Origin of the sequence: Corynebacterium sp. MSK218, from assembly GCF_030232655.1 — a bacterium.
Classification (GTDB): Bacteria; Actinomycetota; Actinomycetes; order Mycobacteriales; family Mycobacteriaceae; genus Corynebacterium.
This window is the reverse complement of the sequence record NZ_JASPGN010000007.1, coordinates 108791-122079: the sequence shown is the minus strand read 5'-3', so window position 1 is coordinate 122079 and position 13289 is coordinate 108791. Positions and strand designations below refer to the sequence as shown.

14 protein-coding genes are annotated in these 13289 nt (G+C 63.5%); 9 read left to right on the top strand and 5 right to left on the bottom strand.

Annotated elements, in window-relative coordinates:
* Positions 1 to 11 precede the first annotated feature (11 nt).
* Positions 12 to 311, bottom strand: a complete 300-nt coding sequence (locus QP922_RS07505; protein WP_284808684.1) for a rhodanese-like domain-containing protein — start codon at positions 309 to 311, stop codon at positions 12 to 14.
* Between the two features lie 93 nt (positions 312 to 404).
* On the opposite strand from QP922_RS07505, the gene QP922_RS07500 reads away from it, so the two are divergent.
* A complete protein-coding gene (locus QP922_RS07500) occupies positions 405 to 1217 on the top strand; it encodes an endonuclease domain-containing protein (RefSeq protein WP_070670513.1) in 813 nt (270 codons plus the stop codon).
* Between the two features lie 156 nt (positions 1218 to 1373).
* Here the strand turns inward: QP922_RS07500 and QP922_RS07495 are convergent, their stop codons facing one another.
* Both QP922_RS07495 and QP922_RS07490 read right to left on the bottom strand, forming a co-directional pair.
* Positions 1374 to 2030 carry a LuxR C-terminal-related transcriptional regulator gene (locus QP922_RS07495; protein WP_284808683.1) on the bottom strand — a complete coding sequence of 219 codons (657 nt, stop codon included), beginning with the start codon at positions 2028 to 2030 and terminating at the stop codon, positions 1374 to 1376.
* A gap of 3 nt (positions 2031 to 2033) precedes the next feature.
* A complete protein-coding gene (locus QP922_RS07490) occupies positions 2034 to 2726 on the bottom strand; it encodes a sensor histidine kinase (protein WP_284808682.1) in 693 nt (230 codons plus the stop codon).
* Between the two features lie 109 nt (positions 2727 to 2835).
* Here QP922_RS07490 and QP922_RS07485 point away from each other — a divergent pair, with 109 nt between their 5' ends.
* The 3 genes from QP922_RS07485 to QP922_RS07475 are packed head-to-tail and all read left to right on the top strand — an operon-like array spanning position 2836 to position 5848.
* On the top strand, positions 2836 to 3522 hold the full coding sequence (locus QP922_RS07485) for an ABC transporter ATP-binding protein (RefSeq protein WP_284808680.1): 687 nt from the start codon (positions 2836 to 2838) through the stop codon (positions 3520 to 3522).
* Complete coding sequence (locus QP922_RS07480) at positions 3519 to 4919, top strand: FtsX-like permease family protein (protein ID WP_042532379.1); 1401 nt, start codon at positions 3519 to 3521, stop codon at positions 4917 to 4919. Before QP922_RS07485 ends, QP922_RS07480 begins: the two co-directional genes overlap by 4 nt.
* Entirely contained in the window at positions 4916 to 5848 is a 933-nt protein-coding gene (locus QP922_RS07475) for a S41 family peptidase (RefSeq protein ID WP_284808678.1), read from the top strand. Before QP922_RS07480 ends, QP922_RS07475 begins: the two co-directional genes overlap by 4 nt.
* A gap of 15 nt (positions 5849 to 5863) precedes the next feature.
* Here QP922_RS07475 and QP922_RS07470 read toward each other — a convergent pair whose 3' ends face one another.
* Positions 5864 to 6697: an endonuclease domain-containing protein gene (locus QP922_RS07470; protein WP_070670519.1), complete on the bottom strand. Its 834-nt coding sequence runs from the start codon at positions 6695 to 6697 to the stop codon at positions 5864 to 5866.
* 195 nt (positions 6698 to 6892) lie between these two features.
* Positions 6893 to 7366: an inorganic diphosphatase gene (locus QP922_RS07465; protein WP_284808675.1), complete on the bottom strand. Its 474-nt coding sequence runs from the start codon at positions 7364 to 7366 to the stop codon at positions 6893 to 6895.
* A gap of 69 nt (positions 7367 to 7435) precedes the next feature.
* Here QP922_RS07465 and dacB point away from each other — a divergent pair, with 69 nt between their 5' ends.
* The 5 genes from dacB to folE are packed head-to-tail and all read left to right on the top strand — an operon-like array spanning position 7436 to position 13285.
* Positions 7436 to 8722, top strand: coding sequence for a D-alanyl-D-alanine carboxypeptidase/D-alanyl-D-alanine endopeptidase (gene dacB / locus QP922_RS07460; RefSeq protein WP_284808674.1), 1287 nt, complete (start codon positions 7436 to 7438; stop codon positions 8720 to 8722).
* Positions 8712 to 9671 carry a tRNA lysidine(34) synthetase TilS gene (gene tilS / locus QP922_RS07455; RefSeq protein WP_284808673.1) on the top strand — a complete coding sequence of 320 codons (960 nt, stop codon included), beginning with the start codon at positions 8712 to 8714 and terminating at the stop codon, positions 9669 to 9671. Before dacB ends, tilS begins: the two co-directional genes overlap by 11 nt.
* A complete protein-coding gene (gene hpt / locus QP922_RS07450) occupies positions 9655 to 10242 on the top strand; it encodes a hypoxanthine phosphoribosyltransferase (protein ID WP_039676638.1) in 588 nt (195 codons plus the stop codon). The genes tilS and hpt overlap by 17 nt, the downstream gene beginning before the upstream one ends.
* A 48-nt stretch (positions 10243 to 10290) precedes the next feature.
* Positions 10291 to 12705 (top strand): ATP-dependent zinc metalloprotease FtsH, encoded by a 2415-nt coding sequence (gene ftsH / locus QP922_RS07445; protein WP_070670527.1) that lies wholly within the window; start codon positions 10291 to 10293, stop codon positions 12703 to 12705.
* The gene (gene folE, locus QP922_RS07440) at positions 12695 to 13285 is read left to right on the top strand and encodes a GTP cyclohydrolase I FolE (RefSeq protein WP_039676634.1); all 591 of its coding nucleotides are present in this window, start codon (positions 12695 to 12697) and stop codon (positions 13283 to 13285) included. The genes ftsH and folE overlap by 11 nt, the downstream gene beginning before the upstream one ends.
* Positions 13286 to 13289: the final 4 nt, after the last annotated feature.

The following is a 13289-nucleotide window of genomic DNA, read 5'->3' as shown; positions in this document are numbered from 1 at the left end:
GTCGCGTCCCACTAGTTCGGGTAAACCATCGGGCAGCCTTGAGCTTTCCACGCGTCCGTGCCGCCGTCGACGTTGATGACATCCCAGCCCTTTGCATGTTCGAGGTACTGGCAGACTTGCATGCTGCGCCCGCCTGCATGGCAGATGACGTAGATATCGCGGTCGGGGTCAATCTCGTCGAGTCGTTCCACGAGCTCGCCCATGGGGATGTGAGTCGCACCTTGGGCGTGCTCGGTGTTCCACTCAAAGTCCTCGCGGACGTCGATAAGCTGGGCGTTGTCGGGTACTTCGGTCGGTTGTACGTTCTGCATGCGCCCCAGCTTACGTGGGTGCGGTTGCGGGGCTGGTGGGGGCACTTTACTGTGAGCAGTATGGGGGTGGGGCTTCCAATCGGAGGGGATTATATGGAGGAGATTGTCGGCCGTGCTGGCTCGGCGGCAGCGGCAAAAGGTGAGGCGATCAAAATAACGCGGGGGCTATATCTGCCACGTGAACCAACCGCATATGAGCTAGCGCAAGTGCTCAGCCGGCATTGGCCAGACAGTGCGTTGGACGGATATTCCGCGGCGATGGTGCTTCTTGAGCGGAAACCTGGGTTTCCGCTGCAGCTCATACGCGAAAAAGGCCTGGAAGACACCCGCTTTTATGTCTGTCGCCGCGCCCGCCCCAAGGGTGTATTCCCCTATGACGGGATAAACGTCTGCAATCCACTGCAGGCGGTGGAAGCCATGGAAGAACGACATGCGGTGATGTTCCTTGAAAAGTTCCTTGCGGGCAGGGACGCCGAAGGGCGGTTGAAGTTGCTCTCGATGGATTTTCGGCGGTTCTCGCAGCACACTCGGCGCGTGTTGGAGAAAGCGGTGATCGGTGCGGATAGCGTGCCTGAGCGGGCACTCACCCGTGCCTTGGAGCCCTACTTTAGGGTGCGCAACAACGCCAAAATTGGGCCCTATCGGTGGGATCTCCTTTTAGAGGAGTACAAGATTGCCATCGAAGTCGACGGCTACGCCTATCACCGAGGGGAGAACCGCCGCCAATTCGAGCTTGACCGCCAGAAGCTGAATGACGCCGTACATCGCGGTTACACGCCGCTCCACTTCACCGCGACCACGATTGAGCATCACCTAGACAAGGTGGTGGAGCAGGTGCGTGGGGTGGCACAAGGGACAAAGCGGTATTTGGACCCGCCGTGGATGTGGCACCGGTTCTTTGTGTGAGGTGTCTTGCGGCAGTTTGATGTCGTTCACGGTAGATAAGGGCGAAAAATTGCGAAAATTTGGGCCTTATTTGCCGTGAGCGTATGCAGGGCGGAGTTTTGCCATGGGCGTAGGCAGGGTGGAGTGCGCGACGGGGTGAAAGTATGCAGGCGGGCTTTAGCGGTGCGCTGAGAGGTACTCCAAAATCGCTTTGACGCGGCGGTTGTCTTCGCTGGGGTCCAAACGCAGCTTGGTGAAGATATTGGAGACGTGCTTGGCCACCGCGGCGGAAGAAAGAACCAGATCAGCGGCGATGTCCTTGTTGGATTTGCCGCGGGACATCAACTCGAGGACCTCGCGCTCGCGCGGGGTGAGCTCGCCCAGACCGCTGCGCCCGGAGCTCATTAACGCCTGCGCCACGGTGGGGTCGATGACGGTGCCGCCCTGGGCCACCACGTCCAGGCTGGAGAGGAAGTCCCGTACCTCGGAGACGCGGTCCTTCAGAAGATAGCCGGTGCCGGCATCGGGGGAGTCGAAGAGCTCCACCGCATATGCGGGGGCCACATACTGGGAGAGCACCATGACGGGTAAGCCCGGATATGCATTTCTCAAGTTCACGGCGGCTTTCAAACCATCATCGCCCATACCTGGCGGCATGCGCACGTCCGTGATGACGATGTCCGGAAGCTCATCGCGCAGCTTATCCACCACGGCCTCCAAAGCTGGAGCAGAATCCGCCTGGCCCACAATTGAATGCCCGCGGCGCTCCAGAAGGCCGGCGAGGCCCTCGCGCAGAATGGCGGAGTCATCCGCCACCACGATTCTCAAACTCATTTCTTAAACTCCTGACTGTCCGCGATCGAGAAGAAGTGGAATCGAGCATGCCAGCCTCGTGGGCCCGCCCGGGGGAGAGCTCAGCGTCATCTCCCCGCCAAAGGCGGCGAGGCGCTCGGCCATCCCCGCCAAGCCGTGACCTTGTACAACCCGCGCGCCACCCGGGCCCTCATCCACCACGGTGATCTTTAAGGAGGCATCCGCGGTCACTAAGACGGAGACTGGCGCGCCGGGCGCGTGCTTGGCCGCGTTGGTCAAAGCCTCCGTGCCGAAGAAGTAGCCGCAGGCCAGCACGGAGGCGGAAAGCTTGGGCAAAGGATGCGGGGCGAAGACGCTGACGTGGGGGCCGTGGGAGGAGGAGACGTCGGCAAGCGCGGCCACCAAACCGTGATCCTGCAGCACCTGCGGGTGGATGCCGTGCACCGTGGCGCGCAAGGACTTGAGGCCGCGGTCCACGTCCTGTTTGGCGGCGGTAAGCAGCTCGGCGAGGTCGGAAGGGGCGTCGAGAAGAGCCTCCCCCAACTTCATGCTCGCGGCGACGAGGTATTGCTGCGCGCCGTCGTGCAGGTCGCGCTCGATGCGGGCGCGCTCCACCTCATAGGCGTCCGCGATGGCGCGGCGCGAGGCCGTAAGCTGCGCAATCTTCTGCGCCTGCTGCTGCTCATGGTTGGTGGGCTGGGGCTTTCTTCGGAACACAGGCCCAGCATAGTGGCCCGCCCCTGCGGCAGGGGTAGTGCTGGCACTACCTTAAAGAGCAACGCTAGGACTGTTCTTTATGAGGGCCCGAGACGGTGAAATGAGAGACATGGCACAGACACTTTCCCTGACAGACATCACCAAGGATTTCGGCGGCGGTCCGGTGCTCGCCGGAATCTCCCTCGACATTGAACCGGGCGAGCTCGTGGCGGTCATGGGGCCGTCTGGCTCCGGCAAGTCCACGCTGCTGCACTGCATGTCCGGCGTGCTCACCCCCACGCACGGTAGCGTGCGCTACGGGGACGAGGAGCTCTCCGCGCTTGGCGACGCCCCCCGCTCCCGCACCCGCCTGCGCAACTTCGGCTTCGTCTTCCAGGATGGTCAGCTCCTGCCGGAGCTGAGCAACGTCGACAACGTGGCGCTGCCCGCAATGCTCAACGGTATGGGGCGGAGTGCCGCCCGCAAGCGAGCACTGGAGCTGTTGGACCAGCTGGGCCTGGGCGGACTGGCGGAGCGCCGCCCGGCACAGGTTTCCGGCGGCCAGGCGCAGCGCGTGACCATTGCGCGTGCGCTGGTGGCCAATCCGGGCGTGGTCTTTGCCGATGAGCCCACCGGTGCGCTGGATCAGTCCACCGGCCATGAGGTCATGCAGATGCTCACCACCATCGTGCGCCAGTCGGGTGCGAGCCTGGTCATGGTCACGCACGACCCGAAGGTGGCCGACTGGATGCAGCGCCGCGTGGAGATTCGCGATGGCATCATCCACGACGACCGCCGCCTTGGGGTGATTCGATGAACACCGCAACCTTGGTCTTTGACCTGCAGCGCGAATCGATACGCGCGCGCTCCGGTACTGGAATTGTCTCGGTGCTGGCGATTGTGAGCCTGACCATTGGTTCCGCCATCGCCTTCCTGGTTGCGGGTGGCACCTGGATGTTCTGGGAACGCGCCCAGCACGTCGAGGACGCCGCCCCGGCTCTCAAGGAGCCCTTCGGCAACGAGATTGAGTTCTTCCTGTATTCGTGGTTTGCTCTGGCCCTGTTGGCCTGCGCCTTCATTCTTCCGGCGCTGTTTAACCTCACAGCCCAAGCCGCTGTCCTCGGCGCCTCAGGCAGGGAGCAGCGCCTGGCCACCCTGCGCCTGTTGGGATTGAGCTCCCGCCAGGTGGAGCGCATGGCCATCGTGGAGACGGGCCTGCAAGCCATCATTGGCATCGTGCTCGGCGGGCTGATCAGCCAGCTCATCGCGCCGGTCTTCACCCAGCTGGACTTCCAGATGCGCTCCATTTCTTTGCCTGAGATTCTGCTGCCCTGGTGGGGTTATCTGGCCGTGGCCGGCGTGCTCTTTCTGCTGGCCATCGGTGCAGCACTCGTCGGCATGCGCCGGGTGCGGGTGAGCCCGCTGGGCGTGGCTAAGCGTCAGATGCCCGCGGCTTACCGCTGGTGGCGCGCCATCGTCTTCCTTGTCATCGTGGCGGTCGGCGGGGCTTTCCTCTTCGGCAAGGCGGGCCCGCCCACCGCTATGGTCATCGTGGTTATGTTCGGCATGCTGATGAGCATCAACCTCATCGCTCCCTTCATCCTGCAGCTCGGCGCGCACATCTTGTCCCTCTTCCCGGGTACCGCGCACTTCGTGGCCTGCCAGCGCGTGGCGGGTAATGCGCGCCCCGCGTGGAGGCGGAGTGCTGCCATCGGCTTCTTCGGCTACTTGGCGGGATTCCTCGTTACCGCGCCCTTGGGCTCCGATGCCCTGGCTCTGTCGCTCAAGGAAGACCCCGGAACGAACGTGGTGTTCAAAGACATCTCCACCGGTGTCGTGTTGACCCTCATCTTTGGCTTCACGCTGACCACCATGTCCATCATCCTGGGGCAGGTCTCCGGCATTTTTGAGGACAAGGAGCTCATCCGCTCCCTGGATCTCATGGGCGTGCCGCGTGGCTTCCAGTTCCGGTCCGGCGCGCTTGCGGTCATGGGGCCCGTCGTGGGATTGAGTTTCTTCGGCTTCCTCTTTGGCGGCGGGATTGCCTCGCTGATGTTCTTCTCCAGCGTCGAGTCAAGCGACGTCAATGTACTCGCCCGCCTGCTCATGGCCTTCGGCTTCTTGGCAGTGGGCTGGCTGGTTACGCTCCTTGCCATCGTGATTGTGGAGCCTCTCCGCGGTTACGTGTTGCGCACGGGACGGCGAAAAGAATGAAAACGGTACTGAAAATCTTCGGTGGCCTGTTCGTCGTTGCTCTCATCGCCGTGGTCGCGGCCGTGTACTTCTTCGGCCCCTCCTATGGCGGGGCGTTTGCGGGCAAACCCGTATTCCTCTTCAACGCCAGCGAAAAGCGCATCAACACCGCGATGGTGGATACCGCGGCGCTTACCGGCATCTACGGCGACAGCGATAAATTCCAGCGCGCCCGTGAGGCCTTTGAGGAGGATCCGACCAACGCGGGGCTCCTCGATGCCGCCATCGACGCCGCCGGCGGTAAGCATTCCAAGGTCTTTAGTACGGAGTCGGAGAAGGAGATTGAGAAGACCGCCCCCGTCGTCAACTACGACGACGGTGTCCTGCGCGCCACCGTCCCGTCCATCGGCCGCCACGATGACGGCCAGGCCTACGCGGACACCCTGGCAACGGGGTTGACCGCCCACCCGGAGGCCTGTGCCGCAGTGGTCGATCTACGCGGCAATGACGGTGGTGACATGGGGCCCATGTACGCGGGGCTCAGCCCGTTGCTGCCGGATGGCCCCGCGCTCTCCTTCGTCAGCCGCATGGGGACCACGGACGTTGTCATAGACGGCAACTCCGTCACCGGCGGTGGCACCCCCACCACCACGTCCGGCGGCAAGCTGAACATTCCCGTCGCCGTGCTTACTGACGACAACACCGCCTCCTCCGCCGAAGCCACCCTCCTGGCTTTCCGTGGCCTCGACAACGTGCGCACCTTCGGCGAGCCGACCGCCGGCTACGCCTCCGCCAACATGGTCATTGACTACCCGGATGGCCGCTCCCTCATGCTCACCACCGCCAAGGATAAGGCCCGCACCGGTGAGGAATTCGCCGAAGACCCCATCGCTCCCGATGCCCCGGAATCCGAGCTCGACTCTTGGCTCGCTTCCCGCTGTGGCTCCTAAGCACGCTGCGGTTTCCTAGCCGCATCGCTCGCGCTCCCAGCGCCAATAGTGGTGCCATGTCCACGGCGGGGCCACGAAACTGCCCCGCCCTTTTATTACCGCGAGAACCTGCTGGACGGCCACGTCGAGATGGTGCTCAATCGTGGCGGCGGTGAAGTGAAGGGGCTGGTAGCCGCGCTGGACGGCGTCGTTAAGCTTCTGGCGGTCGATTTCGAAGCGCTGCCGGTTCTCGCCTTTGTGATAGGCGTAACCGTCCACCTCGATGGCCACCTTGTGCTCCTCCAGCACTAGGTCCCAGCGGTAGGGGCCAATCTTTAGGTTGTTGCGCACCTTAACGTGCGGCTCAAGACCGCGCGTCAGGTCGCGCTCCGGCTTACTGTCCGCTCCCACGATGGCCTTCTCCAGCACCTCACGCGTGTGCTTGGAAAGTCGGCGAAAATCCAACTGCTCGGTCTCGATGCGCGCAGGCCCATGTGCCCCGGCGAAGAAAGCCTCGATGAAAGCCACAGCGTCTTCGTGTGCCATGGACTCAATGCACTGCAACGGACTGCATACGTTTACCCCGTTCATGCTGCCCAAGGCTTTGGGCCGCGCCCGCCGGCTACGAAAATACGTGCTTGATGCCATCGTTCCTGCGCGCAGGAACTGAAGCGGAAAAGTCAGTTCTTGGCCAAGATACTGCTGGGCGGCGGAGTAGCCGTCCAAGGCTGAGTCTGGCCAACGCCGCGAGACGACTTCAGCGAGTTGGCGCGGCGTTGGCACCGCAGACAAATACAGACCGTGACAGATCTTGATGGCTTGCCCCTTAGCCGCGCGGCGAGTGCCCCCGCGTCCCTCGAAAATCTCCATGTGCCCCCGATGAGTACGTTTCTAACAATTAAGCCCCCAGAAACCGCTGTTTTCGGCCCCCTATTTGATCGAATCGTACGTCACGAACGAGGAGTTGTCGCGGCGACAAAGAAAAAGGACGTTTCGATCAACTAAGGCCTCTCAAACCCCCGGATTTTGGGCCCTATTTGATCGAAACGTCCCCAGAAACGCGGCTTACTTGAAGCGGGCGATAGCCTCTTCGAGAATCTTCTCTGCCTCAGCCTTGTCGCCCCAGCCGGAGCCGGTAACTTCCTTGTTCGGCTCCAGGTCCTTGTAGTGGACGAAGAAGTGCTCGATCTCGTCCTTGATGTGCTGTTCCACATCGTTGATGTCCTGGTAACGCTCCCAGCGCGGGTCATCGATGACAGCGAGCAGCTTGTCGTCGCCGCCGGCCTCATCGGTCATCTTGAACACACCGAGGATGCGAGCTTCCACGACAACGCCCGGGAAGACCGGCTCCGGGAGGATGACGAGTGCGTCGAGCGGGTCGCCGTCCTCGCCGAGGGTGTGGTCGATGAAGCCGTAGTCAGCCGGGTAAGCCATCGGGGTGAACAGGTAGCGGTCCAGGTAAACCTTGCCGGACTCGTGGTCCACCTCGTACTTGTTGCGGGAGCCCTTCGGGATCTCGATGGTTACTTCAACGCTCACAGCTGATTCCTCCATAACTAATAGGTTGGCATGTGCTCCGCTTAGTCTACCGCGCTACTCTAAAGGGCGATGAAAGCGAAGCATGTCTGGTGGAGTACTGCGGCCCTCGTCACTGCGGGAGCCGTGGCGGCGACGGCCGCGTTGGGTGTAAAGATCCAGCGCACCTACGATCATCTGGACCACGGCGAGCCGTATGCGCAGGCCGCGCCCGCGACCTTAGTCCAGCCTGTTGAGCCCGGCGATATCGACGCCGCAGCACTGAAGACTAGGTTGGACGAACTGGGCAAGGACAAGGCCCTCGGAACATTTGGCGCGCAGGTCATCGATACCACGACGCACGAGGTGCTGTGGGAGCGAGAGCCAGCCAAGCCGCTGACGCCGGCCTCAGCAACCAAAGTACTGACGGTTGCGGCGGCTATCCTCGCCTTGGATGAAAATGCGCGCCTTAGCACCGAGGTCGTCCGAGGGGCACAGGACGGCGAGGTAGTCATCAAAGCCGCGGGCGACGTCTGGCTTAACGACGAGCGCCTCGATGAGCTGGCGGAACAAGTTAAGGAGCACGTGAGCACCGTCACGCGCGTAGCCATCGATACCTCAGTTTGGCAAGGCCCTGACCAAGCCCCCGGTTGGGATGATGACAACATTGATGGCGGCTTCGTCGCGCCCATTCAGCCAGCCATGCTTTATGGCGGCCGCTTGGGGGAGAAGACGGGCGATGTCCCTCGCTCCCACGAGCCGGCGCTCGACGTTGCCCGCGCACTCGCACAGCGCCTGGGCACGGACAAAGCCGACATGGCCGCCGCGCCCGAGGACGCCGAGGTCATCGCCAGCAGCGAGTCCGAGCCACTGGCCCTGCGCGCCCAGCAGGCAGTGAAGGACTCCGACAATGTCATGGCAGAAGCCATCGCCCGCGAACTCGCCGTCCATCACAATGCCGAGGCCAGCTTCGAGGGAGCGGCGGACGCAACGCTCGACGTCTTGGCAAACAACGGCATCGACGTCAACGGTGTCACCCTCAAGGACGGTTCTGGCCTATCCCGCGATAACCGCATCCCTGCCGGTGTACTTGCCCACATCTTGGACACAGCAGTCGCCAGCGAGGACCTCCGCCCGCTTCTGGGCTACCTCCCGCTCGCCGGCGGCGAAGGTACCCTCTACCAGCGCTACCCAGAGTCCCCGGCCCGCGGCTTCGTCCGCGCCAAGACCGGGACCCTGACCGAAACCTCCGCTCTCGCCGGCACCGCGCAGGGAACGTCCGGTCGGGTCTACGCCTTCGCTTTTCTGGTCAATGACGGCGAGGTCATGTCCGCCCGCAAAGCCCAAGACGCCCTGGCCGCCGCACTCCATGACTTCTAAGAAGCCCTTCTGGCCGCGGCACAGCCCCAACTTCCTGGCCTGCCGCGTGGCCGCCCGCGCCGTGGTGGGGGACACGCCGCGCGCCATCGCGGTGGGGCTGTCCGGCGGCGCGGATTCCCTCGCGCTGACGGCAGCGCTCGTCGCCGAAGGACACGACGTCACCGCCCTGTGTATCGATCATGGCTTGCAGGAGGGATCGGCCGACCAGGCGCGCCGGGCAGCCGACCAAGCTCGGGCGTGGGGAGCGGGGGCGGAGGTGATTCAGGTGGACGTCGGCAAGCAGGGCTCTGTTGAGGCCGAAGCCCGCACCGCGCGCTACCGTGCCTTCGCACCCTGGGGTGAGGTGGCCGTGGCGCATACCGCCGATGACCAGGCCGAGACACTGCTGCTGGGCGCCCTGCGCGGGAAAATCTCTGGCATGCTCGAGCGCGCCGAGGTGGAGGGCGCCCGCGTGGTGCGCCCGCTGCTGAGCGTGCGCCGTACCCAGACCGAGGCCGCCTGCGCGGAGCTGGGCGTCGACGCCTGGCACGACCCCCACAACGCTGACACCACCTTCCGCCGCGTGGCCCTGCGTCGCGACATCCTCCCGCGCCTGGCGTACATCGTGGGCGGTGACCCCGTCCCGGCCCTGGCCCAGGCAGCCCACGACGCCGCGCTTGACGACGCCTCCCTCCTCACCCCACCCACCGCCGACTGCGCCGAGCTAGCCGCGCTCCCGGAACCGAAGCGCCGCCGCGCCCTAGCCGCCTGGCTGCGCGAGCAGGGAGTGGAGGTCACGCGGGAAGCTATTCGTGGCGTGGATAAGCTGTGCACACAGTGGCACGGTCAAGGAGGTGTCGCGGTGAGGGGCGAAAAGGTGGGCACAAGGTTGGAAGTCTTGAGGGTTGGTGGCACACTGTCACTATTGCCTCGGTCAGCAAAGGAGCGCTCACGTGCACGACAATCATGATTCAGACGTCCCCGCCCACCCTTACGGCACAGACATCCAAGCCGTCCTCGTCGCCGAAGATGCCCTCCAGGAGCGCATCCAGGAGATGGCGGATCGCGTCTCGGAGAAATACCGCAACGCAGAAGACGACCTCATCCTCGTGTGCGTGCTTAAAGGTGCGGTGTTCTTCCTCACCGATTTTGCCCGCAAGCTGACTATTCCTTCCCAGCTGGAGTTCATGGCCGTGTCCTCGTATGGAAACTCCGCTTCCTCCTCGGGTGTGGTGCGCATTCTTAAGGACTTGGACCGCGACATTGAGGGCCGCGATGTGGTCATCGTGGAGGACATCATTGATTCCGGCCTGACCCTGTCGTGGCTTATCCGTAACCTGCAGGGCCGCCAGCCACGATCCCTCGAGGTAGTTACCCTGTTGCGCAAGCCAGAGGTGGTCAAGGCAGAGCTTGACCTGTTCGATGTAGGCTTCGATATTCCTAACGAGTTTGTTGTGGGCTATGGCCTGGACTTTGCCGAGCGCTACCGTGACCTGCCCTACGTAGGCACGCTGCATCCGGCGGTCTACAGCAACGATTAATCTTTATTCTTGTCCGGCGCTTCAAGCCGCAATTGTGCAAGGTAGTTAATGAAAAACAAGAACATCATCCGCTACGGCTCCATCGCGGGCCTGGTCCTCATCCTGCTGTACGCATTCACGTTCTTTACCAACGATGCCCGCAGCTTCAAGCAGGTGGACACCTCGGTGGCCATGGAGCAGCTGACCTCCAAGAACGTCGAGGAAGCGCAAATCGACGACCGTGAGCAGCAACTGCGTCTCAAGCTCAAGAAGCCAGTGACGGTGGAAGAGCAGGAGGGCATCGAGGAGGTCATTGCCAAGTACCCGGCGCGCGCCTCCGAGCAGGTCTTTAACGCGGTTAAGGACTCTGGTGCTGAGAAGTACCAGACGAAGGTCACGCAGGATTCCTTCATCGGCTCGATGATTAGCTTCCTGCTGCCGATGCTGCTGCTCTTCGCGCTGTTGTTCTGGATGATGTCGCGCATGCAGCAGGGTGCTGGCGGCATGTTTGGCATTGGCGGCTCCAAGGCCAAGGAGCTGACCAAGGATATGCCGACCAACACCTTCGCGGATGTGGCCGGTGCGGACGAGGCAGTGGATGAGCTGCAGGAAATCAAGGACTTCCTCGATGATCCGGAGCGCTACCATGCCCTCGGCGCGAAGATTCCGCGCGGCGTGCTGCTCTACGGCCCGCCGGGTACCGGTAAGACTCTTTTGGCCCGCGCGGTCGCGGGCGAGGCCGGTGTGCCCTTCTACTCCATTTCTGGCTCCGACTTCGTGGAGATGTTCGTCGGCGTTGGTGCCTCCCGCGTGCGCGACCTGTTCAAGCAGGCCAAGGAAAATAGCCCGTGCATCATCTTCGTTGATGAGATTGATGCCGTGGGCCGCCAGCGCGGCTCCGGTACCGGCGGTGGCCACGATGAGCGCGAGCAGACCCTCAACCAGCTCCTCGTGGAGATGGACGGCTTCGGTGACCGCGAGGGCGTTATCCTCATCGCCGCGACCAACCGTCCCGACATCCTGGACCCGGCGCTGCTACGCCCGGGCCGCTTCGACCGTCAAATCCCGGTCACCAACCCGGACCTGGCCGGCCGCGAGCAGATTCTGCGCGTGCATGCCAAGGACAAGCCGCTGGCCAAGGAAGTGGATGTGGCACAGCTGGCCAAGCGCACCGCCGGCATGTCCGGCGCCGACCTGGCCAACGTGCTCAACGAGGCCGCCCTGCTCACCGCCCGCATCGGCGGCAACGTCATTACCTATGACGCACTGGAAGAGGCCACTGACCGCGTCGTCGGCGGCCCGCGCCGCCAAGGCAAGATCATTTCCGAGCATGAAAAGAAGGTCACCGCCTACCACGAGGGCGGCCACACGCTGGCCGCGTGGGCGCTCAAGGACATTGAGCGCGTCTACAAGGTCACCATCCTGGCCCGCGGCCGTACCGGCGGCCACGCCATGACCGCGCAGGAAGACGACAAGGGCATGTATACCCGCGATGAACTCTTCGCACGCCTCGTCTTTGCCATGGGCGGCCGTGCCGCTGAGGAGCTGGTCTTCGGTGCACCGACCACCGGTGCGTCCTCCGATATCGAGCATGCCACCAAGATCGCGCGGTCCATGCTTACCGAGTACGGCTTCTCCCCGGATTTGGGCACCGTCAAGTACGGCAAGGAGCAGGGCGATCCCTTCAGCCAGATGGGTGGCGGCGGGAGCATCGAGTACTCCGATGCCATTGCCGCCAAGATTGATGAGCAGATGGCCTACCTCCTTAACAGCGCGCACCAGCAGGCTTATGACATCTTGTCTGAGCACCGCGATTACCTCGACACCCTGGCGGAGATGCTCCTGGAGAAGGAGACCCTGCGCCGCCCGGACCTCGAGGGCATCTTCGAGGGCATCGAGCCGCGCGAGGCCTTCGATGTTTTCCCGAATGAGGACGACCGCTTCCCACGCCAAGCCGACCGCGAGCCGGTGAAGACCCCGGTAGAACTGGCCAAGGAGCGCGGTGAGGAGCTGCCGAAGCGCATGACGCTTCTCGACGCCTCCCGGGCCGCCCGCGAGCGCCGCCTCGCCGCCCAGGAAAAGGGGCAGGCCGAGCCCACCGCTACTGAGCAAGAAATCGGCTTCAGCTTTGGACAGCATGCCGGTGACGTGGTGGACCCTGACCAGGGTAATACCTTCTTCGGTGAGTCTGAAGCTAAGCCCGTCACCGATGCGACCGGCCACGAGCAGGAGGTGCCGGAACAGGAACTGCGCAACGCCCAGGGAGACCTCAGCCACGATGAGACCCAGGAAATCCCGCGCGTAACGGATGCCCCGGATCCGCAGCGTAAGGCAGAGCGCCGTGGACGCCACGCCAAGCCGGACAGCCATGACAGTCACAGCAGTCATGACGGTCATGGAAACCACGGCTGGGGCGCACCCGGCTGGGGCGAGCAGGACCACCGCAACAACCCGTACAAGGACGGCCAAAACAATGAGCGATAACATCCCGGCGCAGCGCGAATTCGATCATGAGCGCGCAGAAGCCGCCGTGCGCGAGCTGCTCATCGCCGTGGGCGAGGACCCCGACCGCGAGGGCCTGCGCGAGACCCCAGCGCGCGTGGCTCGTGCCTATGCGGAGGTCTTCGCCGGGCTGCACGAAGACCCCACGGAGGTCCTCCACAAAACCTTCGCCGAGGAGCACCAAGAGCTCGTCCTCGTGCGCGATATCCCCATTTACTCCACGTGCGAGCACCACCTCGTGCCCTTCTATGGCACGGCGCACATCGGCTACATCCCGGGCCCTGATGGACACGTCACCGGCTTGTCCAAGCTGGCACGCCTGGCGGATATGTACGCCAAGCGTCCGCAGGTGCAGGAACGCCTGACCAGCCAGATCGCCGATGCGCTGGTGGAGGTTCTCCACGCCCAGTCCGTCATCGTGGTCATCGAGTGCGAGCACCTGTGCATGGCCATGCGCGGCATCCGCAAACCGGGCGCGACTACGACGACGTCCGCGGTGCGCGGCGGTTTCAAGAAGAACGCGGCCTCCCGTGCGGAGGTCATGAGCCTGATTAGGAGCTAACCCC